This is a genomic window from Belnapia mucosa, assembly GCF_016775475.1.
Taxonomy (GTDB): domain Bacteria; phylum Pseudomonadota; class Alphaproteobacteria; order Acetobacterales; family Acetobacteraceae; genus Belnapia; species Belnapia mucosa.
This window is the reverse complement of sequence record NZ_JAEUXJ010000022.1, coordinates 17,118-42,039: the sequence shown is the minus strand read 5'-3', so window position 1 is coordinate 42,039 and position 24,922 is coordinate 17,118. Positions and strand designations below refer to the sequence as shown.

Annotated in this window: 22 protein-coding genes; 16 read left to right on the top strand and 6 right to left on the bottom strand. The window is 70.5% G+C overall.

All coding sequences use genetic code 11. The annotated features are described in order from the left end of the window. Nucleotides 1-86 precede the first annotated feature (86 nt). From JMJ55_RS26835 to JMJ55_RS26825, 3 genes are all read right to left on the bottom strand, one after another. Complete coding sequence (locus JMJ55_RS26835) at nucleotides 87-1,328, bottom strand: ABC transporter substrate-binding protein (protein ID WP_202828687.1); 1,242 nt, start codon at nucleotides 1,326-1,328, stop codon at nucleotides 87-89. Between the two features lie 217 nt (nucleotides 1,329-1,545). After that, nucleotides 1,546-2,169 (bottom strand): trimeric intracellular cation channel family protein, encoded by a 624-nt coding sequence (locus JMJ55_RS26830; protein ID WP_202828686.1) that lies wholly within the window; start codon nucleotides 2,167-2,169, stop codon nucleotides 1,546-1,548. Between the two features lie 240 nt (nucleotides 2,170-2,409). Beyond that, nucleotides 2,410-2,628: a hypothetical protein gene (locus JMJ55_RS26825; RefSeq protein WP_236034092.1), complete on the bottom strand. Its 219-nt coding sequence runs from the start codon at nucleotides 2,626-2,628 to the stop codon at nucleotides 2,410-2,412. Between the two features lie 227 nt (nucleotides 2,629-2,855). Here JMJ55_RS26825 and JMJ55_RS26820 point away from each other — a divergent pair, with 227 nt between their 5' ends. From JMJ55_RS26820 to JMJ55_RS26810, 3 genes are all read left to right on the top strand, one after another. Beyond that, nucleotides 2,856-3,071, top strand: a complete 216-nt coding sequence (locus tag JMJ55_RS26820; protein ID WP_202828684.1) for a DUF2934 domain-containing protein — start codon at nucleotides 2,856-2,858, stop codon at nucleotides 3,069-3,071. Between the two features lie 73 nt (nucleotides 3,072-3,144). After that, nucleotides 3,145-4,002, top strand: a complete 858-nt coding sequence (locus tag JMJ55_RS26815) for an MBL fold metallo-hydrolase (protein ID WP_202828683.1) — start codon at nucleotides 3,145-3,147, stop codon at nucleotides 4,000-4,002. After that, complete coding sequence (locus tag JMJ55_RS26810) at nucleotides 3,999-5,213, top strand: MFS transporter (RefSeq protein ID WP_202828682.1); 1,215 nt, start codon at nucleotides 3,999-4,001, stop codon at nucleotides 5,211-5,213. Before JMJ55_RS26815 ends, JMJ55_RS26810 begins: the two co-directional genes overlap by 4 nt. Here the strand turns inward: JMJ55_RS26810 and JMJ55_RS26805 are convergent. Both JMJ55_RS26805 and JMJ55_RS26800 read right to left on the bottom strand, forming a co-directional pair. After that, on the bottom strand, nucleotides 5,200-5,466 hold the full coding sequence (locus JMJ55_RS26805; RefSeq protein WP_202828681.1) for a hypothetical protein: 267 nt from the start codon (nucleotides 5,464-5,466) through the stop codon (nucleotides 5,200-5,202). The two genes, JMJ55_RS26810 and JMJ55_RS26805, sit on opposite strands and share 14 nt — an antisense overlap. After that, a complete protein-coding gene (locus tag JMJ55_RS26800) occupies nucleotides 5,463-5,945 on the bottom strand; it encodes a peroxiredoxin (protein ID WP_202828680.1) in 483 nt (160 codons plus the stop codon). Before JMJ55_RS26800 ends, JMJ55_RS26805 begins: the two co-directional genes overlap by 4 nt. Nucleotides 5,946-6,100: 155 nt before the next feature. Between JMJ55_RS26800 and JMJ55_RS26795 the strand changes: the two genes are divergently transcribed. Both JMJ55_RS26795 and JMJ55_RS26790 read left to right on the top strand, forming a co-directional pair. Beyond that, on the top strand, nucleotides 6,101-6,703 hold the full coding sequence (locus JMJ55_RS26795; RefSeq protein WP_202828679.1) for a YqgE/AlgH family protein: 603 nt from the start codon (nucleotides 6,101-6,103) through the stop codon (nucleotides 6,701-6,703). 81 nt (nucleotides 6,704-6,784) lie between these two features. Beyond that, a complete protein-coding gene (locus JMJ55_RS26790; protein WP_202828678.1) occupies nucleotides 6,785-7,804 on the top strand; it encodes a phosphotransferase family protein in 1,020 nt (339 codons plus the stop codon). 31 nt (nucleotides 7,805-7,835) lie between these two features. Here the strand turns inward: JMJ55_RS26790 and JMJ55_RS26785 are convergent, their stop codons facing one another. Then, nucleotides 7,836-9,539 carry an electron transfer flavoprotein-ubiquinone oxidoreductase gene (locus JMJ55_RS26785; protein ID WP_202828677.1) on the bottom strand — a complete coding sequence of 568 codons (1,704 nt, stop codon included), beginning with the start codon at nucleotides 9,537-9,539 and terminating at the stop codon, nucleotides 7,836-7,838. A gap of 94 nt (nucleotides 9,540-9,633) precedes the next feature. Here JMJ55_RS26785 and JMJ55_RS26780 point away from each other — a divergent pair, with 94 nt between their 5' ends. The 11 genes from JMJ55_RS26780 (at nucleotide 9,634) to JMJ55_RS26730 (ending at nucleotide 24,921) form a co-directional block, all read left to right on the top strand. Then, nucleotides 9,634-10,431, top strand: coding sequence for a uracil-DNA glycosylase (locus tag JMJ55_RS26780; protein ID WP_202828676.1), 798 nt, complete (start codon nucleotides 9,634-9,636; stop codon nucleotides 10,429-10,431). Nucleotides 10,432-10,741: 310 nt separating this feature from the next. Next, nucleotides 10,742-12,448 carry a lytic transglycosylase domain-containing protein gene (locus JMJ55_RS26775; protein WP_236034091.1) on the top strand — a complete coding sequence of 569 codons (1,707 nt, stop codon included), beginning with the start codon at nucleotides 10,742-10,744 and terminating at the stop codon, nucleotides 12,446-12,448. A 26-nt stretch (nucleotides 12,449-12,474) separates the two neighbouring features. Continuing rightward, complete coding sequence (moaB, locus tag JMJ55_RS26770; RefSeq protein WP_202828674.1) at nucleotides 12,475-13,014, top strand: molybdenum cofactor biosynthesis protein B; 540 nt, start codon at nucleotides 12,475-12,477, stop codon at nucleotides 13,012-13,014. Nucleotides 13,015-13,311: 297 nt separating this feature from the next. Then, nucleotides 13,312-14,760 carry a DEAD/DEAH box helicase gene (locus JMJ55_RS26765; RefSeq protein ID WP_202828673.1) on the top strand — a complete coding sequence of 483 codons (1,449 nt, stop codon included), beginning with the start codon at nucleotides 13,312-13,314 and terminating at the stop codon, nucleotides 14,758-14,760. Nucleotides 14,761-14,853: 93 nt separating this feature from the next. Beyond that, nucleotides 14,854-15,915 (top strand): zinc-dependent alcohol dehydrogenase family protein, encoded by a 1,062-nt coding sequence (locus JMJ55_RS26760; protein WP_202828672.1) that lies wholly within the window; start codon nucleotides 14,854-14,856, stop codon nucleotides 15,913-15,915. Nucleotides 15,916-15,957: 42 nt separating this feature from the next. Continuing rightward, a complete protein-coding gene (locus JMJ55_RS26755) occupies nucleotides 15,958-17,421 on the top strand; it encodes an amidase (protein ID WP_202828671.1) in 1,464 nt (487 codons plus the stop codon). A 29-nt stretch (nucleotides 17,422-17,450) separates the two neighbouring features. Then, a complete protein-coding gene (gene pncA, locus JMJ55_RS26750; protein ID WP_236034090.1) occupies nucleotides 17,451-18,197 on the top strand; it encodes a bifunctional nicotinamidase/pyrazinamidase in 747 nt (248 codons plus the stop codon). Then, entirely contained in the window at nucleotides 18,197-19,879 is a 1,683-nt protein-coding gene (locus tag JMJ55_RS26745; RefSeq protein WP_202828670.1) for a Na/Pi cotransporter family protein, read from the top strand. Before pncA ends, JMJ55_RS26745 begins: the two co-directional genes overlap by 1 nt. Before the next feature lie 59 nt (nucleotides 19,880-19,938). Continuing rightward, complete coding sequence (locus JMJ55_RS26740) at nucleotides 19,939-21,471, top strand: UxaA family hydrolase (RefSeq protein WP_202828669.1); 1,533 nt, start codon at nucleotides 19,939-19,941, stop codon at nucleotides 21,469-21,471. 205 nt (nucleotides 21,472-21,676) lie between these two features. Continuing rightward, nucleotides 21,677-23,005, top strand: a complete 1,329-nt coding sequence (locus JMJ55_RS26735) for a CHRD domain-containing protein (RefSeq protein ID WP_202828668.1) — start codon at nucleotides 21,677-21,679, stop codon at nucleotides 23,003-23,005. 152 nt (nucleotides 23,006-23,157) lie between these two features. Beyond that, nucleotides 23,158-24,921, top strand: a complete 1,764-nt coding sequence (locus JMJ55_RS26730) for an ABC transporter ATP-binding protein/permease (protein WP_202828667.1) — start codon at nucleotides 23,158-23,160, stop codon at nucleotides 24,919-24,921. Nucleotide 24,922: the final 1 nt, after the last annotated feature.

Sequence of the window (24,922 nt, the reverse complement as noted above, 5' to 3'; positions counted from 1 at the left end):
GTGGCAACGACACCTCCCTGCATCCGCGGGCGCGCTGAGTGGTGTGGGATCAGATGCGGCGCCTGACTGAATGACCAGGGTCGAATTCAGTTCCGCAGCAATGGACAACCGCCTTCCGTCAAGGGACGGAAAGCCTGCTCGGCCGGCACGGTCTCCAGCACCTTGAAGAGGTCGCTGGGGTTACGGCTTTCCTCCGGTGCCTTGACCTGGAACAAATGCACCGGGGCGATCATTTGGCCGTCCTGGCGGATCATGCCTTGGCCAAAAGCATCGTCGTCGGTCGGCATCCGCTTCATTTGGGCGACCGTCCGCTGGCCTGACAGCTTGGCCTCGGCCACTCCCATCTCCTTGACTGTTTTCAAGTAATGCACGGTCGCTGCGTAGGCACCGGCATGCAAGGAGTTTGGCAATATGGTCGGCCGCTCGAAACGCCCCTTCACGCGGTTGTAGAAGGCGCGGGTCCGGTCGTTCAGATCCCAATAGAAGCTTTCGGTCAGCACCAGGCCCTGGGCCAATGGCAGCCCCATGCCAGCGACATCCGTGATCAGCGCGCCCAGGCCTGCGATCTTGGTGCCGCGCCGTGTCAGACCGAATTCCTGGGTCTGCTTCATGCAGTTGATCAGATCTGCGCCGGAATGCGCCAGCGCGACGATCTTCGCCCGGCTCGACTGGGCTTGCAGCAGGAAGGATGCGAAGTCGGTAGTTCCGGGAAATGGATGCCTCACGCTACCGACGACCCTGCCGCCGGCACTGCGGACGAACTGCGACGCATCCTCCTGCAAGGCGTGACCGAAGGCATAATCAGCGGTCACGAAGAACCAGCTATCGCCACCCGCCTTCGTCAGGGCCGTGGCGGTGGCATGCCCCATGGCCCAGGTGTCGAGCGGACCATGCACGAGGTTGGGCGAGCACTGCGCGCCGGTGAGAACGGAGGACAGAGCACCCGTGTTCAGATGCACCTTGTCCTTCTCGCGGGCGACGGTATTGGCCGCCAGCGCCACCGCAGTATTGCCGACCTGGACAAGGGCATCGACCCCGGCCCGGTCGATCCACTCGCGCACGATGGCGCTGGCGATGTCCGGGCGGTTCTGGTGATCCGCGCTGATGATCTCGACGCGGATGTCAGGGTTCTGCGCGGTGAACTCCGCCACGGCCTGCTGCACGCATGCGGTTCCGGTCGGCCCCTCGACATCCCGGTACGGCCCGGACATATCGGTCAGCGCACCGAGCCGGATGAGATTGCTCGTCGGCTGTGCCCTGGAAGGCCCCGACGCGGATAGGATGGCAAAAGGAGAAGCGCCGAGTAGAGCGCGTCGGCCGATGGTCATGAACCCTCCCTTGGGATTGTCAGGTGTTGGGCCGGAGCGCACGCCGAACGCGCGGCACGGCTGCTGCCACCTTCGCACAGCCCTGGTGATCGCGGAGCTGAGGAGGTTGAAACGACGGACTCAGTCGTGTCCGGATGACAGCAGCTTCAGGCGCCTGGGGCAAGGCGTAAGGCCTCGCCGCGCACAGTTCCCGACAGGCTTTGACAGTCGCTCAGGATTAATCGCCCGATCGGGCCACCGGAAGCCTCCAGCCGTGGTAGAGCGCCATCAGGCGCAGGAACATGCACAGGGCGATCCCGGTCAGGGCGACGGCAGTTGATGGCAAGCCGACCGCGCTGCCAACCACTACCACCAGCGCACCCGCCAGCGCGGCGACGGCATAGATGTCCGCGCGCAGCACTGTCGGCACCTGCGCCGTCAGCACGTCACGCACCATGCCGCCGCCGATGCCGCTGATCATGCCCAGCACGGCGGCCATGGGCCAGTTGATCCCGGCATCCAGCGCCTTCTGGGTCCCGGCCACGGCAAAAACCCCAAGCCCGGCGGCGTCGAAGAACAGGACCGGGTGCTGCAACCGGTCGATCAGCCCAGAGAAGCGGAACACCAGCAACCCGGCGACCACCGCCAAGGCCAGGCTGTGCCAGCTGCCGACGGAGGCGGGCGGGACGGCGCCGATCAGGATGTCCCGCGTGATGCCGCCGAACACGGCGGTGACGAATGCGAGCACCAGGACGCCGAACAGGTCCATCCTCCGCTGCACCCCCAGCGCCGCGCCGCTGATGGCGAAGACGAAGGTCCCGACAAGGTCAAGCGCCCGGACCAGGAGAACCGTCGGCTCCATGCCGGTCACGGCCTCGCCGCCCTGTCCGCCTGCCGAAGCCTCGGGGCGATCGTCGTTTCCACATCGGTGTGCAAGGCGAGGTCGAACTCCGAGGCGAGGTTCGGCGCCCGCCGGGAGAATATCCAGCCCTCGCCCGCCGCGCCACCGCCTCGCCTGCCGCCCGCCCCAGCACCAGCCCGGAGAGCCTCGCTACCGCGGACAGCCCCTATCGGGGGCGGGCCGTCGCCCAACCCATACGCATCAGGTTATCACATCCAGCAACCGGCAGGTGAGCAGCACGGCGCCGCACCAGAGCAGGGCCGCTACGCCGAGCGTGATCCAGGGACTGCCCCCTGGCGGATTCTGCTCCAGATGCTGCAGCAAGGCGGCCAGATCGAACCCTCCCCGCCGCCGGCGGGAGGAGGAGGAGGATGCAGCCGGTCGTGGCCTCGCCTGCCGCCAAGCTTCCGCCTGGGGCATGGCACCGGCAGGACTCTGCCGCTGCTCCGCTTTCGCCTGCCTGTCGAGAATCTCCTGCACTGCACATCCACCGTGCCGTTCCACCTGGCGGACCATGACGGGGGCAGTCCGTTCCTGCTACTCAACCGCCCGTGCATAACGGAACGGTGCACGATCGAGGTGGCGGAGGAAGGCGAGGCAACCTCTCCGCGTCCGGCCGGTTCTCCGCCCATCCGGAGGGACCAGCGATGACCGATGACGACCGCGCCGCCCGCATTCGCGAACGGGCCTATTTCCTCTGGCTCGGCGATGGCCGCCCGGACGGGGTTGCCGAACAGCACTGGCGCCAGGCGGTGGAAGCCGAGGCGGCCGACCGCGCCGCCGATGAAGCCAGCCGCGAAAGCTTCCCCGCCAGCGACCCGCCCGCCTTCAGCGGCATCACCGGTGCCGGCGGCCCGGATTGATGCCTCCAGGCTGATGCAAGGCGCTTGACGCTCTCCGGCCCCGCCGCTGCACTGCCGGCGGGGAGGATATCGCATGCGCTGGACCATCGGGCGGGTTACCGTCACCAAGCTGGTGGAGCTGGAGGCAACGGGCGGCAGCCGCTTCCTGTTGCCGCAGGCGACGCCCGAGGAAGTCCGCAAGATCGATTGGCTGGTGCCCGACTTCGCCGATGAGTCCGGGCGCCTCCGCCTCAGCATCCATGCCCTGGTCGTCGAGGCGCCGGGCCGCCGCATTCTCGTCGATACCTGCCTCGGCAATGACAAGCAGGGGCGGAAGATCCCGCATTGGAATGCCCGCCAGGGCCGCTTCCTCGAAGAGATGGCCGAAGCCGGCTTCCCGCCCGACAGCATCGACACGGTGCTCTGCACCCATCTGCATGTCGATCATGTCGGCTGGAACACGCGCCTGGTCGATGGCCGCTGGGTGCCGAGCTTCCCGCGCGCCCGCTACCTGTTCGGCCGCCAGGAATTCGAGCATTGGTCACAGGGAGCCGGCGATGCGGCCCAGGCCGCGGTCTTCGCCGATTCCGTCCAGCCCATCGTCGAGGCCGGGCTGCATGAGCTGGTCGAGGCGGACCACCAGCTCTGCCCCGAGATCCGGCTGGTGCCGAGCTTCGGCCACACGCCCGGCCATGTCAGCGTGATGATCGAGTCCGAGGGCGAGCAGGGCTTCATCACCGGCGACATCGCCCACCATCCCTGCCAGCTCGCCCATCCGCACTGGAATTCCACCGCGGATGCCGATCCGGTCCAGGCGGAGGCCACGCGGCGCGCCGTCTTCGGCGGCTTCGCCGGCAAGCCGGTGCTCGTCATCGGCACTCATTTCGCCGGCCGCACCGCCGGACGGGTGGTGCGGGATGCGGCGGGGCTGCGGATGCTGATGTGCTGGTGAGCATCGAGAGCCGCGCCTCCTGGGGCATCGCGCTGGCCGCCGTCACGATCCTCTCGGTCTCCTTCGGTGCGCCGCTGCTGGTCGTGGTCTCTCTCAAGCCGATCGCCGCCGATCTCGGCGAGGCGCGCTCCATTCCGGCGCTCGCCTCCTCCCTCGCCTATCTCGGCGCCGGGGCGGGCGGCATCCTGATGGGCTGGATCGCCGGGCGCACGTCCACCCGGCTCACCACCATGCTGGGCGGAGCGATGGTCTGCGCCGGACTGGCGCTGGCCTCGGGCGGGGCCGCCTGGCAGCTCGTGCTCGGCTTCGGGATGCTGGTCGGGCTGCTCGGCAACGGCGCGCTCTACCCGCCGATGATGACCTATGTCTCGCTCTGGTTCGATCGGCGGCGGGGTACCGCCCTCGCCCTCGTCTCCTCCGGCCAGTATGTCGCGGGCGCGGTCTGGCCGGCGGTGTTCGAACGGCTGGTGGCCCAGCATGGCTGGCAGCGGGTGATGCTCGGCTATGGGCTTTTTGCCGCCGCCGTCATCCTGCCCCTGGCTGCCTTGGTGCTGCGGCCGCCGCCCAAGCCACTTCTTGGCACCGCCTCCGCCGCCGGGACGGATGGTGGCGGGCCGGTGCTCGGCCTCGCACCCAATCTGGCGCTCGGGCTGCTGGCCCTGGCTTCCTTCCTCTGCTGCATCCCGATGGCGATGCCGGCGGCCCATCTGGTTGCCTTCTGCGGCGATCTCGGCATCGGCACGCGGCAGGGGGCGCTGATGCTCTCCGTCCTGCTCGCCGCGGCCTTCCTGGCGCGGCAATTCTGGGGCTGGCTTTCCGACCGGATCGGCGGGCTGAACACCGTCATCGCCGGCAATCTCTGCCAAACGGCGGGGATGGCGGCCTTCCTCACCACCCAGGACGAGGCGGGACTGTTCCTGGTCGCGGCCGGCTTCGGCCTCGGCTTCAGCGGGATCGTTCCGGCCTATGTGCTGGCGGTGCGGGAGCTTTTCCCGGCGCGGGAGGCAGCCTGGCGGGTGCCGGCCCTGCTCTTCCTCAGCCTCTCCGGCATGGCGGCCGGCGCCTGGCTGGCCGGCCTGCTCTATGACGGATTCGGCAGCTATGCCGTGGCCTGGAAGGCCGGCATCGCCGCCAACCTCCTGGCCCTTGCCCTGCTCGGCGGCCTCGCCATGCGCCGCCGGCCAGGCGTCTCGGCCTTCAGCCCCGGGTGATCTTCCGGAGATTGGCGCGCACGCGCCGATGCGCCGGGGCCAGCGCCGCGGCGAACACCGCCGGCGCATCCGCCCCATCCAGCGCGGCCCGGCCGGCGGCGAAGGCGCCGGCGGTGAAGGCCCGCTGCTTCTCCAGCACATAGCCGGTGAGGCGCTCCTGCGCCTCCGCCGGCTGCGCCCAGAGCTGGGCGCTGCGCAGGGTGAAGACGCAGGCCGACTGCCAGGCGAAGGCCGCGGCGACGAAGGGCGTCACAGCGCGGCCAGGACGGCTTCCGCCTTGCTCACCTCGAAGGCGCCCGGCGCTTCGACGACGACATGCGTCACCTTGCCGTTCTTCGCAATGAGCGCGAAGCGCTGGCTGCGGACGCCGAGGCCGCGCGCGGTCAGGTCCAGTTCCAGCCCCAGCTTCTTCGTGAAGTCGGCGCTGCCATCGGCCAGCATCATCACCTTGTCGCCGACGCCCTGGTCCTTGCCCCAGGCGCCCATGACGAAGGCATCGTTCACCGCCATGCATGCGACGACATCGGCACCCTTGGCCTTCAACGCATCATACTGGGTCACGAAGCCGGGCAGGTGCTTGGCCGAGCAGGTCGGGGTGAAGGCGCCGGGCACGCCGAACAGCACCACGGTCTTGCCGCCGAACAATTCCTCGGTCGAGACCTCCTTCGGGCCTTCGGCCGTGCCCTGCATCAGCTTTGCCGCAGGAATGCTGTCGCCAACCTGGATCGTCATGGGTTTTCTCCTTCTGCTCCGAATTCTCTAGACGCTTCGCAGGGGGCTGTCACCGCTCGGCACAGCCGCCAGCGCGAGCGGGAGCGCTGTCACCGCCCCGCGTGCAGGCCCCGGGGCTGCTTGCACCGCCCTGGCGGCGCCGCCATGTTTCCACCATGCCGCGACGCACCCGCACCCAGCCGATTCCCCCATCCAGCCAGGAGGAAGGCTATCTCGGCGGCCAGATCCTGGTCGCCATGCCCAACCTGCAGAACCCGGAATTCGCCCAGACCGTGATCTGCCTCTGCGCCCATTCCTCGGAAGGCGCCATGGGCATCATCATCAACAAACCGATCGAGGGCATGTCCTTCGACGACCTGCTGAAGCAGCTCGAACTCGCCCCGGTGCCACCGCAGCGGCGCATCCGCATGTGCCAGGGCGGGCCGGTCGAGGGTGGCCGCGGCTTCGTATTGCACACCAAGGACTGGACCAGCGATGCCTCGCTGCCGGTCGGGGAGGATCTCGCCCTGACCGCGAGCATCGATATCCTGAAGGCGATCGCCGCGGGCGGCGGGCCGCGCAGCGGGATCCTGGCGCTTGGTTATGCCGGCTGGGGACCGGGCCAGCTGGAGGACGAGATCCAGGCCAATTCCTGGCTCTCGGTCGATCCGGACGAGGCGCTGCTGTTCGGCGAAGGCGCGGGCGACAAGTGGCGCCAGGCCATGGCCAAGCTGCGGGTCGATCCGCTGCTGCTCTCGGGCGCCGCCGGCCACGCCTGAGGCCGGGGCCGCTCGGGCGGCGGTTGCCCCCTCCCCCATCCCCGGCCATGCTTCGGCCGACCGAAGGGGGAGGATGCAGCCATGGCCGAGGCACTGGAATTCGATGCCGCGCGGCTGGATGGCTTCCTGCGCGGGGCCATCCCGGGCCTCAGCGGGGAGATGGCGCTGCAGCGCATCTCGGGCGGCCAGTCCAATCCCACCTTCTTCGTGACCTATGCCAATCGCCGCCTGGTGCTGCGGAAGAAGCCGCCAGGCGAGGTGCTGCCCTCGGCCCATGCCGTGGACCGTGAGGCGCGGGTGCTGCGCGCCCTGGCCGGGAGCGAGGTTCCGGTGCCCCCAGTCGTCCTGTTCCATGAGGACCCGGAGGTCGTCGGGACGCCCTTCTATGTGATGGACCGGGTAGAAGGCCGCGTCTTCGGCACCTGCGACCTGCCTGGCGCCGCAGCCTCCGAGCGGCGGGCGATGTATCTCTCCTTCGCCGAGACCCTGGCGCGGCTGCATGATGTCGATTGGCAGGCGGCAGGCCTGGAAGGCTTCGGCCGGCCAGGGAATTACTTCGAGCGGCAAGTCGGGCGCTGGACCAAGCAGTGGGAGGGGCAGCGCTTCCGCGACATCCCCGAACTCGCGGAACTGGCCAGCTGGGTGAAGGGCCATATCCCGCCCGATGACGGGCAGGCCAGCATCGTCCATGGCGACTACCGGCCCGGCAATGTGATGTTCGCGCCCGGCGGGCCGCAGGTGGTGGCGGTGCTGGATTGGGAGCTTTCGACCATCGGCCATCCGATGGCCGATCTCGCCTTCAGCACCATCCCGTGGCGCAGCACGCCCGAGGAATATGGCGGGATGCGCGGGCTCGACCTCGACGCGCTGGGGATCCCGGCGGAGCAGGAGGTTGTCGCCCATTACTATGCCTGCCGCCATACGCCCGCGCCGCGACTCACGCCCTTCCACCGGGCCTTCGCCATGTTCCGCTTCGCGGTGATCTTCGAGGGGATCGCGGTGCGGGCCCGCACCGGCACCGCGGCCTCGGCGGATGCGGCGAAAGTGGGGGAGCTGTCGGTCGCCTTCGCCCGCCGCGGGCTGGAATGCGTCGAGGGGTAGCGGCACCCGGAGGTGCCACTACCCTGCTCTGTCACATGCCGCCGATGTAGTTCGGCCCGCCACCACCTTCCGGCGTGCGCCAGTCGATGTTCTGCGTCGGGTCCTTGATGTCGCAGGTTTTGCAGTGGACGCAGTTCTGCGCGTTGATGACGAGGCGCGCGCCGGCATCGCCCGCCTCGACATCGCCGCCGGGGCCGGTGGCCTCGGGGTCCGGCGTGCCCTTCAGCTCGCGCTCGGCATCGGGGCCGACGGCCTCGTAGACCGCTGCCGGGCAGTAGCGGCTTTCGGGGCTGCGGAACTGGTCCCAGTTCACGCCCTTCCAACGGTCCGGATCGCGGAGTTGGAGGTGGGCGGGCTGGTTTTCCTCATGGTTGGTGTTGGAGAGGAAGACCGAGGAGAGGCGGTCGAAGGTCAGCACGCCATCCGGCTTCGGATAGGTGATGCGCTTTGATTGCGAGGCGGGCTTCAGCGTCTCGTGGTCGGCATGGTGCGGCCAGGTCCAGGGCGCCTTGCCGCGGAAGACGTAGGTGTCGAGCGCGGCATTGGCGAGGCCGCCCCAGAAGCCGTACTTGGCGAAGCCCGGGCGGATGTTGCGAACGCCCTTCAGCTCCTCCCAGACCCAGCTCGCCTCGAGCGCGGTGGGGTAGCTGTCGAGCACCGGCACGCGCGTCTCCGCCGCGATCGCCGCGGCGGCGGCCTCGGCGGCGAGCATGCCGGTCTTCATGCTGGTATGCGTGCCCTTGATCTTCGGCACATTGAGGAAGCCGGCGCAGTCGCCGATCAGCGCGCCGCCGGGGAAGACCAGCTTCGGGATGGCCTGGAAGCCGCCCTCGTTCAGCGCGCGGGCACCATAGGCGACGCGCTTGCCGCCCTCCAGCATCTTCCGCACCTCGGGATGGGTCTTGAAGCGCTGGAACTCGTCGAAGGGCGAGAGCCAGGGGTTCGAGTAGTCGAGGCCGACGACGAAGCCGATGGAGACCAGGTTCTCGCCCAGCATGTAGAGCCAGGAGCCGCCATAGGTGTCCGAGGTCAGCGGCCAGCCGGTCGAGTGCCAGACCAGGCCGGGCTTGTGGTTCTCCTTCGGGATCTCCCAGAGCTCCTTCATCCCGAGCGCATAGGTCTGCGGGGCGACGCCCTGGCGCAGGTCGTAGCGCTCGAAGAGCTGCTTAGTGAGCGAGCCGCGGCAGCCCTCGGCGAAGAGGGTGTAGCTGGCGCGCAGTTCCATCCCCGGCTCGTAGGCGGGGCCCTTGGTGCCGTCCTTCTGGATGCCCGCCACGCCGGCGACGACGCCCTTGACCTGACCGTCCTCGACGATGGTCTCGGAGGCGGCGAAGCCCGGATAGATCTCGACGCCCAGCGCCTCGGCCTTGGCGCCGAGCCAGCGGCAGACATTGCCGAGCGAGACGATGTAGTTGCCGTGGTTGTTCATCTGCGGCGGCGTCGGCAGCTTGAAGGCGCGCGTCTCGGTCAGCAGCATGAAGCGGTCGTCGGTGGCCGGCGTCGACAGCGCCGGCGGGTCCTCGCGCCAGTCGGGCAGCAGCTCGTCGAGGGCGCGGACCTCGAGCACGGCGCCGGACAGGGTGTGGCCGCCGATCTCGCTGCCCTTCTCGACCAGGCAGACCGTGGCATCGGGCGCGACCTGCTTCAGCCGGATCGCGGCGGCGAGGCCGGCGGGGCCTCCCCCGACGATCAGGACATCGAACTCCATCGACTCGCGCGCTTCGGCCTCGGACATGCCTGGCTCCTCCTGGTTCGCCCTCGCATGTAGCGTCGCTTCGGGTTGCGCGGAACCCCGGGGGCAGGAATATAGGCCGTTGGCGGGGGCGAGGATGGAGGCGGAGACACAGGAAGCGCTGATCGCGGCCCTTCGGCTCCAGCTCGACTGGGGCGTGGACGAGGCGCTGGCCGAAGCCCCGCTGGACCGCACCGCCCGCCGCGACCCGGCCCCGGCCGCCCCGCCCGAGCCCGCGCCGCGGCCGGCCCCGCGCCCCCTCGCCGCCACGCCGCTCCGGGCCCAGCCTCCAGCCGCCACCCGCGCCGCGGAGCTGGCCGCCGGCGCCGACAGCCTGCCCGCGCTGCGCGAGGCCATGGCGCAATTCGAGGGCAGCCCCCTCCGCGAGACGGCGACGAACCTGGTCTTCGCCGATGGCGTGCCCGATGCCGGCCTGATGCTGATCGGCGAGGCGCCGGGGGCAGATGAGGATCGGCTGGGCCGCCCCTTCGTCGGCGTCTCCGGCCAGTTGCTCGACCGGATGCTGGCCTCGGTCGGCCTCAGCCGGGAGCGGGATTTCTACATCACCAACATCCTGCCCTTCCGCCCGCCCGGCAACCGCACTCCGACCGATGCCGAGATCGCGCTCTTCCTCCCCTTTATTCTTCGGCATGTCGAACTGGCCCGGCCGCGCCGGCTGGTGCTGCTGGGCGGCGTCGCAGCCAAGGCCTTGCTGCGCTCACGCGAGGGGATCACGCGGCTCCGCGGACGTTGGCATCAAGTAACGGTTTCTCCCGATATGGAGATTCCCGCCCTCGCCACACTGCATCCTGCCTATCTGCTGCGAACACCCTCAGCGAAGCGCGATGCCTGGAGCGACCTGCTGCTGTTGCGTCGGACGCTGGATGGGAATTAGTTCGGAAAGATCTCGGCGCCGTTCATGATTTTTCACCACCCTGCCGGGAAATTCAACGCATGGCTGTGCTTCGTCTCGGAATGATCTCGCAGATAGGGGGTTGCCTCTCCCGGTCATAGACCGGTAACGGGAACGGGCCATGCGCGCGATCAGCCCCATGGCCCGAGCCGCCCTTCGCCCCCTGCTCCGCAGGGTCCTGCTGGGCGCGGTGCTGGTGGCAGGGGCATCCGCCCCCGCCCTGGCGCAAAGGGCCGCAGACTCGACCGCCAGACTCGCATCCACCTCTCCGGCCCCGCTCGGACAGACCGCGATGATCCTGCCCCGCCCCGCCCCGCCTGGCGGAGTGGCCGGCTTGCCGCAGGTCCTCGCCCCTTCGGACGCGGCCCGGCTGCGCCGCATCTTCCAGGCCCAGGCGCGCGGCGACCGAGCCGGCGCGGAGCGGGAGACCGAGCGGCTGGAGGACCGGCGGCTGCTCGGCCAGGTGCTGGCCGATCGCTGGCTTCGCCCCGGCCCCCGCCCCGGCCCGGCCGAGTTGCAGTCCTGGCTGGCGCAATATCCCGACCATCCGGACGCCCCGCGCATCCATGACCTGCTGGCGGAGATGACGCCGCGCGGCACGGCCCTGCCGCCCCCGCCCGAGGCGCCGGACGCTCTCCAGCCCGGCCAGTCCCTGGCGCCCGAGGAATGGGACGCCGCCGCCGTCACCCGCAATCCCGGCCTCGACCGCGCCGTCCGCGACCGGGCGCGGGAGGGGAATGCGGCCGCGGCGCTGGCCCTGATCGCCCGCAGCCGCGGCGTGACGCCGGCCTATGCCACCCTGCTCAAGGCCGACCTGGCCATGGGCCTGTTCCGCGCCGGGCGGGACGAGGACGCCTTCCGCATCGCCGCCGAGACCGTGCGCGCGGCACCGGAGCGCCGCGACAACGGCGTTGCCGCCATGGCCGCCGGCCTCGCCGCCTGGGGCATGGAACGCTACGAGGCGGCCCTGCCCTATTTCGAGCGCGCGGCGCGGACCGAGACCGCGGCGCCTGCCCTCCGCTCCGCGGCCGCCTTCTGGACCGCCCGCGCCGCCGTCCGCGCCCGCCGGCCGCAGCTCTATGTCTCCTGGATGATGCAGGCGGCGCAGGAGCCGCGGACCTTCTACGGCCTCGTCGCGCGCCGCTCGCTCGGCCTCGGCGCCAGCTTCGCCTGGGAGGGTGAGCTGGCCGGCGAGGCGGAAACCGCCGCGGTCGCCGAGACCGCCGGCGGCTGGCGCGCCCTCGCCCTGTTGCAGATCGGTCAAGCGGAGCGGGCCGAGGCGGAGCTGCGGCAGATCTGGGGTCAGGCGCGCAACCATCCCGGCCTGCTGCGGGCCATGCTCTCGGTCGCGGCCACGGCGGGGATGAACGGCCTCGCCTCGCAGCTCGCCGCCGCCAGCCAGAGGGCGGATGGCCGGCCGCGCGACTTCGCCCGCTTCCCGCTGCCGCGGCTGCTGCCCCAGGGCGGGTTCCGGGTGGACCCGTCGCTACTCTATGCCCTCGCCTTGCAGGAAAGCCGCTTCGATCCGGCCGCGGTCTCGCCCGCCGGGGCCCGGGGTATTCTCCAGATGATGCCGGCAACGGCCAGCTATGTGGCGGGCGACCCCTCGCTCTCGGCCGACAATATCGACCGGCTGCACGATCCCGGCTTCTCGCTCGAGCTCGGCCAGCGCTACGTGCATTACCTCGCACGGCATGAGGTGGTGGACGGCAACCTGATCCGCCTGCTGGCCGCCTATAATGCCGGGCCGGGCAATCTGCAGAAATGGCTGCCGGTCAGCGGCCACCGGGACGACCCCTTCCTCTTCATCGAGGCGATCCCGATCGATGAGACGCGCGGCTTCGTGCAGCGGGTGATGGCCTATTCCTGGATCTATGCCAGCCGGCTCGGCCTGCCGACGCCGAGCCTCGACCAGATCGCCGCCGGCAATTTCCCGAAATTCGCCGGGCCCGAGGAGGTGACGGCCCTGCTGCGCCGGCGTGGGGCTGCGCTACGTTAGGGGATCGCGCGACAGGAGCCGCCCCCATGCCGATCGACGAAAGCCTGCCCTTCATCCCGGTCAATATCGCTGTCCTTACCGTCTCCGACACGCGGGATATGGCCTCCGACCGCTCCGGCCAGACCCTGCAGGAGCGGATCGAGGGCGCCGGGCATCGCTGCGTGGCGCGGGAGATCGTGCGCGACGAGGCGGATGCGATCGAGGCGGTGCTGCGGCGCTGGATCGCCGACCCCACGATCGATTGCGGCATCACCACGGGCGGGACCGGCATCACCGGCCGGGACGTGACGCCGGAGGCCTTCAAGCGGGTGCTGGAGAAGGAGATCGAGGGCTTCGGCGAGCTGTTCCGGATGCTCAGCTACCGCAAGATCGGCACCAGCACGATGCAGAGCCGGGCGCTCGGCGGCGTGGCGAACGGCACCTATCTCTTTGCCCTGCCCGGCTCGACCGGGGCCTGCAAGGATGCCTGGGACGATATCCTGCTGTTCCAGCTCGATGCCCGGCACCGGCCCTGCAACCTGGTGGAGCTGATGCCGCGGCTGAAGGAGCATATGCGGGCGGCGTGAAGTCCGGGGCGAGCCTATCCCCCTTGCTTTCGCAACCGCGAAGGCGCATCTAGAGGGCACCGGCGGCGTCACGCCCCGGTGGTGCCCGGCCGCGTGAGCGGCCACCCTGTCCCCTTTCAGTCCGCGCGCGGCCTTTTGGCTGCCTTTGCTGGGCGAAGCGGGACCCGGTCGAACTGCCGGCGCACAGGAAGCTCTCTTCCGGATCGACCCAGCCACGCGGGGTCTCCACCTGAAACCCCGCGGCGACCCCGGACCGGGTCCGCGTCAGGCGCCGCGTGCTCTGGATATCGTATCACTGTGACAAGCTTCACCGAACTTGGCCTCGCCGCGCCCATCCTGCGCGCGCTGGAGGAGGCCGGCTACACGACTCCCACCCCGATTCAGGCCCAGGCCATCCCCCTCGTGCTCGAGGGGCGCGACCTGCTCGGCATCGCCCAGACCGGCACCGGCAAGACCGCGGCCTTTGCCCTGCCGATCCTGCATGCCCTCGCGGCCAAGGGCGGCCGGCCGCCGCGCGGCGGCTGCCGGGCGCTGGTCCTGTCCCCGACCCGCGAGCTCGCCTCGCAGATCGCCGACAGCTTCAAGGCCTATGGGGCGCATCTCGGCTTCAGCGTGGCGACCGTCTTCGGCGGCGTGCCGCATGGCGGGCAGCGGCGGGCGCTGGCGGCCGGCATCGACGTGCTGGTGGCGACGCCGGGCCGCCTGCTCGACCATATGGCGGCCGGCACGGCGCGGCTCGACCGGGTCGAGGTGCTGGTGCTGGATGAGGCGGACCAGATGCTGGACAAGGGCTTCCTGCCCGCCATCCGCAAGCTGATCCCCACCCTGCCGAAGGCCCGGCAGACCCTGTTCTTCTCCGCCACCATGCCGACCGAGATCGGCCGCCTGGCCGGGGAGCTGCTGCGCGACCCGGCGCGGGTCGAGGTGGCGCCCGTCGCCACCACCGCCGAGCGAGTCGCCCAGCGCGTCCTGCATGTCGAGACGGCGCGGAAGCGCCAGCTCCTGGCGAAGCTGCTGCAGGGTGAAGGCGTCGGCCGCACCCTGGTCTTCGCCCGCACCAAGCATGGCGCCGACCGCGTGGTGAAGCAGCTGGCGCAGGACGGGCTGCAGGCCAATGCCATCCACGGCAACAAGAGCCAGGGCCAGCGCGAGCGGGCCCTGCAGGAGTTCCGCGAGGGCAGCGCGCCGATCCTGGTGGCGACCGACATCGCCGCCCGCGGCATCGACGTCGATAACGTCACCCATGTGGTGCAGTACGACCTGCCGGACGTGCCGGAGAGCTATGTCCACCGCATCGGTCGCACCGCGCGGGCCGGCGCCTCGGGTGAGGCGGTGGCGCTGGTGGCGGCTGAGGATCTCGACAAGCTCTGGGCGGTCGAGAAGCTGATCCGCACCCCGATCCCGGCCGAGGACCATCGGCTGGACCAGTCGAGCCCGGTGACGCGGCCGGTGCAGGCCGGCCGTTCGGCTGGGCGGCCGCAAGGGCATCGTGGTGGTGGCGGTCAGGGCCGCGGGCGCGGCGCGCCGGGCCCGCAGCGGTCCGGCCATGCGCCGCGGCCGCAGGGCCAGCCGGGTGGGCAGCGCCCCGCCGCGGCTGGCGCCAACCAGACCCGCCGACGGGCCATGCCGGCAGCGATGGGCGAGGCCACGCGGCGGGACCGCAACTGGCGCGACGGCGATTTCCGTGACGGGGGCTCCAAGCCGGGCAGCCGTGACCGCACCTGGAGCGTCGGCGGCGACGATTAAGCAATGGGGCGCCGGCCGGGGGGTTTGCCCGGCCGGCGCTCTCCGCCCATCATGCCTCCCTCGGGCCGCGCGCCCGCAATGGGAGGGAATGGCATGAAGGGCGTGGTCTTCCTCGGCGACCGGCAATTGGCCTTGCAGGACTTCCCGGACCCGACCCCCGGGCCCGATGATGTGGTGCTGGAGATCAAGGCCTCCGGCATGTGCGGCAGCGACCTGAAATACTATCGCGCCCCGGCCGGTGGCGGCTCAGCCTCGCTCGGCTTCACCAAGGGGCTCCAGGGCCCGATCATTCGCGGGCATGAGCCCTGCGGTGTGGTGGTCGCGGTGGGGAAGAACGTCTCCTCGAAGCAGGCGCGGGTCGGCCAGCGGGCGATGCAGCACCATTACGTCGGCTGCGGCGTCTGCCCGCAATGCTCGACCGGCTGGATGCAGCTCTGCGACGACGGCGTCGACCAGGTCTATGGCGCGACCGGGCATGGCGCGCATGCCAATTACATGATCTGCCCGGCGCGGACGGTGGTGACACTGCCCGAGGAACTCTCCTTCGAGACGGGCGCCGCCATCTCCTGCGGCACCGGCACGGCATGGGGCGCGCTGCAACGGCTCGGCCTGCAAGGCGACCATACCATCGCGATCTTCGGCCAGGGCCCGGTCGGGCTCTCGGCGACGCAGCTCGCCTCGACCATGGGCGCGCGGGTGATCGCGCTCGACACCAGCCCGGAGCGGCTCGGGCGCGCCAAGGAATTCGGCGCCGACATCCTGATCAACCCGATCGAGACCAATGACGTGGTCGGCGCCATCAAGGACGCCACGCATGGGCTCGGCGCGCATCTCTCGCTTGATGCTTCCTCCTCGCCCCAGGCGCGGGCCCAGGCGGTGCGTTGCGTCCGCACCTGGGGCAAGGCCTGCTATGTCGGCGAGGGCGGCGAGGTCACGCTTGATGTCAGCCCGGACATGCTGCGGCGGCAGGTGACGCTGATCGGCTCCTGGACCTTCTCGACGGTGGGGCAGGCCGAATGCGCCCGCTACATCGCCGATCGCGGCATTCCGGTCGACAAGCTCTTCACCCATCGCTGGCGGCTGGATCAGGCGGAGGAGGCCTACAAGCTGTTCGACCAGCAGACCTCCGGCAAGGGCGTGATCCTGCCGAATTAGCCACACGGCACAGCGACAGCCTCGAAGGGAAGGACAAGGCCGATGTCCCTGATCCAGCTCACTGCCACCGAGGCTGTCGCCCGCCTCCGCCGCCGCGAGGTCTCGCCGTTGGAGCTGGTCGAGGCCGCCGCCGCGCGGATCGCCGAGGTCGAGCCGGCGGTGAATGCCCTGCCGACCCTCTGCCTCGACCGCGCGCGGGACCATGCGCGGCGGCTCATGGCGGGCGTTGGGGCGGAGCGCGCCGGGGAGCCGGGCTGGCTCGGCGGCCTGCCGGTGACGATCAAGGATCTGACGGACGTCGCCGGGGTGCGGACCACCTATGGCTCGCCCATCTTCCGCGACCATGTCCCGGCGCGGTCCCATCCGCTGGTCGAACGGATCGAGGCGCTGGGCGGCATCGTGCTCGGCAAGTCCAACACGCCGGAATTCGGCGCCGGCGGCTCCACCTTCAACGAGGTCTTCGGCCGCACCCGCAACCCCTGGAACACCGCCCTGACCTGCGGCGGCAGCACCGGCGGCGGCGCCGTCTCGGTGGCGACGGGGGAAGCCTGGCTAGCGCATGGCACCGACCATGCTGGCAGCCTGCGGCGGCCGGGCACCTATTGCAGCGTGGTGGGGCTGCGGCCCTCGCCGGGGCGGGTCACGCGGGGAACGGCGAACAACCTCTTCTCGCCGCTTTCGGTGCATGGGCCGATGGGGCGCAGCGTCGCCGATGTGGCGCTCTTCCTCGACACCATGGCGGGCTGGGACCTCAATGATCCGCTGACCTATGACGCACCGGCCACGTCCTATGCCCAATCCCTGGCGCCGCGCCCGCTGCGGATCGGCTTCACCGCCGATTTCCACGGCGCCCTGCCGGTGGATCGGGAGACGCGGGCGATCTGCACCGCCGCGGTCCGCCGCTTCGAGGAAGCCGGCTGCACGGTGGAGGAAGCGGCACCCGAACTCGCCGCCTTACAGGAGGCCTTCCTGATCCTCCGCAGCCAGCATTTCGTTGTCGACCGGGAGGAACAGCTGCGCACCCACCGCGACCTGCTGAAGCCCGACATCATCTGGAACACCGAGCGCGGCCTCGCCGCGACGCCGAGCCAGCTGGCCTGGGCGGAGCGGGAGCGCGCGGCCTGGTACCGGCGCCTCGCCGCCTTCTTCCGGCAGTATGACGTGCTGGTGACGCCCGGCGCGGCGACGCCCGCCTTCGACGTGATGCTGCGCCATCCGGAAAGCGTCGCCGGCCGGAAGCTCGAGAATTACATGGCCGCCTCCATGCTGAATGCCGCCATCACCCTGGGCGGCTGCCCGGCCTTGGCCGTGCCCTGCGGCTTCGACGGGCATGGCCGCCCGGTCGGACTGCAGATCGCCGCGCCACCGCGGCAGGAGGCGCTGGCGCTGCAGGCCGGGGCGATGTTCGAGGCGATCTCGGGCCTCGACCGGCTGGTGCCGCTCGATCCGCGCCCGGGCACGGTGCCGCCGCAGGAGGCCATGGTCGCGGCCTCAGCCGAGGACTAGGATTCCCGGCCAAGCTTGAGGAGCGCCCGATGCTGCCCCGCCGCACTGCCCTCGTCGCCGGCGCCGCCTTGGTCAGCGCCCCTTTGGTCGGCGCCCCCGCCCGGAAAGGATCCGCCATGGCCGGCCTCGCCATCAACCCCACGACCGACATGCTCGGCATCGTCGATGTCCAGCCCACCTTCATGCCGGGCGGAGAGTTGGCGGTGGTTGGCGGCGACCAGGTCGTGCCGGTGATCAACTGGTTGCTGGCCGGCCCCTTCCGCCACGCCTTCGCCACCCAGGACTGGCACCCGGCCGGGCACTCCTCCTTCGCCAGCAGCCATCCGGGCCGGCAACCCTTCGAGACCATCGCCATGCCCTATGGGCCGCAGACGCTCTGGCCCGACCACGCCATCCAGGGCAGCGCCAATGCCGAACTGCATCGGGACCTGGCCCAGGCGCGGATCGAGCTGGTGGTGCGTAAGGGCTTCCGGCCGGAGATCGACAGCTACTCGGCCTTCTTCGAGAACGACCGCAAGACGACTACCGGCCTGCATGGCTGGCTCCAGGCGCGCGGCGTCTCCCGCCTCTTCCTCGCCGGCTTGGCGTCGGATTACTGCGTCGCCTATTCGGCCGAGGATGCGGCGCGGCTCGGCTACCAGGTCTTCGTCATCGAGGATGCCTGCCGCGGGATCGGCCTGCCGGTGGCTGGCGGCGGCGACACCGTCACGGCCACCAAGGCGAAGCTCACCACGGCCGGAATACGCTTCATTGGCACCGACGACCTGGCCGCCTGATGGGCGAAGCGAGGCTGCTGCTGGAACTGGCCGGCGAGGCGGCGCTGCTGCTCTGGGGCCTGCACATGGTGCAGAGCGGCGTGCAGCGGGCCTTCGGCAGCCGGTTGCGGCAGGCGCTGGGCGTGGCGTTGGGCGGGCTGGGGCGGGCCTTCCTCGCCGGGCTCGGGGTGACCGCCGCCCTGCAGAGCAGCACGGCGACGGCGCTGATGGTCGGCTCCTTCGCCGCCTCGGGCGCGGTGGCGCTGGCCCCGGCCCTGGCGGCGATGCTGGGCGCCAATCTCGGCACGGCGCTGATCGTCCAGCTGCTCTCCTTCGATGCGACGGCGGCCTTCCCGGCACTGGTGCTGATTGGGGTGCTGGCCTTCCGGCGCGGCCGGCGGGCGCGGACCCGCGATCTCGGGCGGGTCTCGATCGGGCTCGGGCTGATGCTGCTGGCGCTGCATGAGTTGGTCGGCAGCATGGCGCCGGTCGAGGCCTCGCCGACGCTGCGCATGCTGCTGACGGCGGTGGCCGACCAGCCGCTGCCCAACCTGCTGCTGGCGGCGGTGATCGCCTGGGCGGCGCATTCGAGCATCGCCGGGCTGCTCTTCGTCGCCGGTCTCGCCGGCAGCGGAGTGGTGGGGCCGGAGGCGGCGCTGGCCATGGTGCTCGGCGCCAATCTCGGCAGCGCGCTCAACCCGCTGCTGGAAGCGGGCGGCGACCGGGAGGACCGGGCGCGGCTGCGTGTGCCGGTGGGCAATTTGCTGAACCGGCTGGCAGGCTGCGGGATCGGGCTGCTGCTGCTGCCCTGGGCGACGGGATGGCTGCAGGCGCTCGACCCGGCGCCGGCGCGGCTGGTGGCCAATGCGCATGTCGCCTTCAACCTGGCGACCGGGCTGCTCGCCCTGCCGCTGGTGCCGGGGCTGGCCGCGCTGCTGCGGCGGTTGCTGCCGGAGCGGGATGCGGCCGCCGATCCCGGCGCCCCGCGCTACCTGGACGAGGCGGCGCTCACCACCCCCTCCGTCGCCCTGGCCAATGCGGCGCGGGAGGTGCTGCGGATCGCCGACCAGCTGGAAGCCATGCTGCGCGGCTCGGCCGCGGCCTTCCGCGGGCAGGACCGCGAGGCGGCGCGGGCGATCATCCGGATGGATGATGTGGTGGACCGGCTGCACCGGGCGGTCCATGGCTATCTTGCCCGCATCCCGCGCGAGACCCTGGGCGACGAGGAAAGCCGGCGCCTCGATGAGATCCAGGCCTTCGCCATCGCGCTGGAGCATGCCGCCGATGTGGTGGAGCGGGACCTGGTGCGGCATGCGGCCAAGCGGCTGCGGCGGGGGCTGGCGCTCGGGCCGGATTCCGTGCGGGAGATTGAGGCGCTGCACACCACCCTGCTGGAGCAGCTTCGCCTCGCGATCGCGGTCTTCATGATGGAGGATGCCGAAGCGGCCCGCCGCCTGGTGCGCGGCAAGGAAGGACTTCGGGCGGCCGAGCGCGAGGCGGCGCGGCGGCTCGCCGAGGCGGGGGCGCTGCCGATGGCCGAGGGCGGCGCCTCGGGGTTGCTGCTGGATGCCGTGCGCGACCTCCGGCGGGTGGGCGCGCATCTGGCCGCCGTCGCCCATCCCCTGCTGGAGCGACGGGGGGAGCTGCTGCCGAGCCGGCTCGCCGGCGACAGCGCTTTGCTGGAGGAAGAAGACCCGGCCTGAGCGGCACGCGTGCGGGGCAGGAGGAACGGGTCTAGGATGGCGGCAAAGGAGTTCCGCCAATGGATGCCATCACACAGCCCCCTGTCATCCGCCTGCATCCCGAGGATGGCATCGTCATTGCCCGCCAGGTGCTGCCGCCAGGGACGCCGGTCGCGCCGAATGTGGTGGCGGCCGTGCGCATCCCGGCCGGGCACAAGGTGGCGGTCCGTTTCCATGCCGAGGGCGAGCCGGTGCGGCGCTACGGCCAGATCATCGGCTTCACCACCGAGCCGGTGGCGCCGGGCCAATGGGTGCATACGCATAACCTCGCCATGGGCGAATTCTCGCGCGACTATGCCTGGGGCGTCGATGCCAGGCCGACCGATTATGTGGCCGAACCGGCGACCTTCCAGGGCATCCGCCGGCCGGATGGGCGGGTCGCGACGCGCAACTATATCGGCATCCTGACCAGCGTGAATTGCTCGGCCCATGTGGCGGACCTCATCGCCCAGGCTTTCCGCCGCAACCCGCTGACCGGCGAGGACCCGCTGGCGGAATGGCCGAATGTGGATGGCGTGGTCGCGCTGACCCATAAGACCGGCTGCGGCATGACTCAGGGCGAGCCGCTCAGCATCCTGCGGCGGACGCTCGGCGGCTTCGCGCGCCATGCGAATTTCAGCCATGTCATCGGCATCGGCCTCGGCTGCGAGGTGAACCAGATCGGCGGGCTGCTGGAGGAGCAGCGGCTGGCCGGGCGGCTGCGCAGCATGGATATCCAGGAGATGGGCGGCAGCCGGAAGACGGTGCAGGCGGGCATCGACTTCGTGCGCGAGGTGGTGGCCGAGGCCAACCGCGTGAAGCGGGAGACGGTGCCGGCGAGCGAGCTCTGCGTCGCGCTGCAATGCGGCGGCTCGGACGGGTATTCGGGCATCACGGCCAACCCGGCACTGGGGGCGGCGAGCGATCTCGTGGTGCGGCATGGCGGGACGGTAATCCTCTCCGAGAGCCCGGAGACCTATGGCGCCGAGCACCTCTTCACCCGCCGCGCCGTCAGCCAGGAGGTCGGGCAGAAGCTGGTCGATGTGATGCATTGGTGGGAGGACTACACCTCCAAGCTCGGCGCCGAGATGGATGCCAACCCCTCCCCCGGCAACAAGCTCGGCGGGCTGACGACCATCCTTGAGAAGTCGCTCGGCGCCATGGCGAAGGCCGGTTCGACCAACCTTGTCGATGTCGTGCGGTATGCGGAGGCGGTGACGCAGCGGGGCTTCGTCTTCATGGACACGCCCGGCTACGACCCGGTGGCGGCGACGGGCCAAGTGGCGGGCGGGGCGAACTTGCTCTGCTTCACCACCGGGCGCGGCAGCGTCTTCGGCTGCAAGCCGACGCCCTCCATCAAGCTCGCCACCAATACGGCGATGTACGAGCGGATGGTGGACGACATGGACATCAATTGCGGCACCATCGTCACCGGCGAGGAGACGGTGCAGCAGGTGGGCGAGCGCATCTTCCGGATGATGCTCGACGTGGCGAGCGGTGCCCGGACCAAGAGCGAAGATTTCGATTTCGGCGGGGCGGAATTCGCGCCCTGGCCGATGGGGGCGACGATGTAGCGGCAGCGCAAGCGGAACCGGTTTTACGGCCGGAACCGCACGATGGACGCGAAATTTCTAATCGTAAGGCATTATTCCGCAAGAAATCCTGTCCGACATGTGACCGCCCCGGCTTCATCGCCGGGGCGTGACCTCGCGTTGCCGAGCCAGCGGTCCGGTCCGCGACGGGGTAGGCCCCGCCGCCGGCGCCGCGGAGGAAGCGAACATGTCCGGGTCCTATGTCAGCCTCATCACCCCTGCCAATAATTCCGGCGTCCTCGGCCTCGCCCAGGTGACGCTGGACGGCAATGTCCTCGGCGTCGAGGTCGCCGCCTCCGGCCTCACGCCCGACGAGATGCACCCTTTCCACCTGCATGGTTTCCTGGACGATGCGCCTGAACGGCTCGCCGTCTATTCCGACGATGCGGATGGCGATGGCATCGTCGAGACGCAGGAGGGCGAAGCCAGCGCCTATGGTCCGGTGCTCGCCGGCCTCACCGCCTCCGGCCGTGCCGGCTACTTCCTGGAGACCTGGCCGGACTTCCCGACTGCCGATGCGTCCGGCAACCTGAACTTCGCCCAGACCTATGTGCTCGACCCGAACGATGCCGGCCAGGCCGCGATCCTGGAACGGGTGACGGCGCGGCTCGAAGGCCGGGTGCTGGAATTCCATGGGCTGGAAGTGGCGCCCGGCTATGGCATCGGCACGCCGGGAGAGGTCGCCGGGCCAAGCGGCTACAATGAGCAGGTGCCAGTGGCCGAGGGCCTGCTGCTGCGCGCCGATGCAGTGCCGGGGTTGGACTCGGCCGATTTTCTGGCGAAGGCTTCCACCCTGCTGGCGCAGCTTGCGCCCTATCAGCTCAGCCCGACCGCCGAGGGCAAGGAGCCGGCGGCGCCGGAGAATCCAACGGTCGCTTCCAGCCCAGGCGATGACTTCATGGCGCTGATGCTGCCCTCCAACGGCTCGGGCGCGCTCGGCCTCGCCAGCGCGCATATCGACCGCGTGGCCGCGACCCTGACCGTGGATCTCCTAATGACCGGGCTGACGCCCGATGAAGTCCATGCCGCCCATATCCATGGTTTCGCCGATGGCTCCGCCTCCCTGCTGCCGAATTTCCGGCTCGACGCCGACCGGGACGGCTTCGTTGAGGACAAGGAAGGCGAGCCTGTGGTCGGGCCGGTGATCCAGGCACTGACCGCCGATGGCTCCATCACGAACGAGGAGGTGCAGGCCAATTTCCCCATGGCGGATGCCGCGGGGACGCTTCGTCTGCATGAGACCTACCGCTTCGACACCTCCGACCCGACGCAGGCGGCGCTCTTCGCCTCGCTCGATGAGCGCCTGGCCGGGCGGGAGGTGCAGGTCCATGGCCTCCTCGTCCCCGCGATCGAGGGCGAAGGCACGGGCGGCGAGGTGAATGGTGAGGCGGGTTACAAGCCGGAACTGCCGGTTGCCAATGGCATCCTGTTGCCGGTCTCGCCCGATCTGATGGCGCTCGCCCAGGCGATCGAGGCCGGGCAGCCGCCAGCCGCCTCGGATGCGCTCTTCGCTTAGACGATCCTGGATGGCCGGCACGCCCTTGCGTGCCGGCTGACCCGAAAGCCACAGCGGAAGCGGCCCTGCCCCATTTCAGCCATAATTGACTTCCGGCCGCTCACGCCATTTTGTATACCCTCTCCCGTCTCAACTTGCACGGGAGTTTCGCCTTGGCCGAGTCACGTCTCTCGCCACCCGACCAGGGCGCCTTCCGTCGGACCTGGCGCATGGCCCGCGGCTGGTATGGCTCCGAGGAACGCGCCGCGGCCTGGGGCCTGACCGGCGCCACCCTCGCGCTGAAGCTGGTGCAGATCGGCATCCACCTCCGCCTCAACCTCTGGAACCGGGACTTCTTCAACGCCCTGGAGCAGCGCGACGCCTCGGCCGGCAGCGGCCAGGTCGGGCTGTTCCTGCTGCTGGCCGGGCTGAGCATGGCGGTCGCCGTGTCCCAGCTCTGGGCGCGGCAGATGCTGGCGCTGCGCTGGCGCCGCTGGCTGGTCCACCACCTGCAGGACCGCTGGCTGCGCGATGCCTGCCACTACCGCATGGGGTTGATGCCCGATGCCGCCGACAACCCGGACCAGCGCATCAGCGAGAATACGCGCTGGGCCACCGTCATGGCGGTCGATCTGGCGACCGGGCTATTGCAGGCGGTGCTCACCCTCGCCTCCTTCGCCGGCATCCTCTGGACACTCTCGGCCTCGGTGCGGCTTGGCGGGATGGAAGTGCCGGGCAGCCTGGTGCTGGTCGCCGCCCTTTATGCCCTGGCCGGTGGCGCGCTGACCTGGGCGATCGGCCGGCCGATGGTCGATATCAACATCCGTCGCAACCATGCGGAGTCCGACCACCGCTTCGCCCTGCTGCGCCTCCGCGAGAGCGCCGAGGCGGTGGCGCTGATCCGGGGCGGCCCGGATGAGGCGGCCGGTCTGCGCGGCGCTTTCGGCCGGGTGGTCGGGGTGATGCACGACCTGCTGCGGAGCGAGCGGCAGCTCATGTGGCTCGGCTCCGGCTATGGCATGGTCGCCGGCGTCATCCCACTGCTGCTGGCGAGCCCGAGCTATTTCGCCGGCACCCTCAGCCTCGGCGTGCTCATGCAGATGGCCCAAGCCTTCGTCGAGGTGGTGAACGCCCTTTCCTGGTTCCAGGAGAGCTGGCCACGCCTCGCCGATTGGCGCAGCCATGTGGAGCGGATCGTCGCGCTGGAGGACAGCCTGGACGCTGCCGAGGCACTGGCCGATTCGAGCGGCATCGCCATCGAGGAAGGCGGCGAGGCCCTGGCTTTCGAGGGTCTGACGATCCATGCGCCGGACGGGCAGGTGCTGATCGCCGGCGCCGATGCGGTGATCCAGGCCGGGGAGCGCGTCCTGATCCGAGGCGAGAGCGGCACCGGCAAGAGCACGTTGTTCCGCGCCGCGGCGGGGCTCTGGCCCTGGGGCGAGGGCGGCATCCGCGCCCCGGCACGGGATGCGATGATGATCCTGCCGCAGCGGCCCTACCTGCCGCTCGGCACGCTGCGGGATGCGGTCTGCTACCCTGCCCCGCCCGGCCGCTTTGAGGATGCGGCGGTGCGGGCGGCGCTGATCCGCTGCGGCCTGCCCGGCTTGGTCGGGCGGCTGGAGGAGCCGGGGCGCTGGGACCGCTCGCTCAGCCTTGGCCAGCAGCAGCGCATCGGCTTCGCCCGGCTGCTGCTGCACCGCCCGCGCTGGGCGCTGCTGGATGAGGCGACCTCGGCGCTGGACGATGCCGGGCAGGCGGCGTTGATGGGCCTTTTCGATGCCGAGCTGGCGGGGACGACGCTGGTCTCGATCGGCCACCGCCCAGGCTTGGCCGAGCACCATGACCGGGTGTTGCAGCTGGAGGCGGGGCCGGGCGGAGCGCGCCTCGTGACGCCGCGGCGGGCCGCGAAACCCGTCCCGGCGCTGGCTTGGCCGTAAG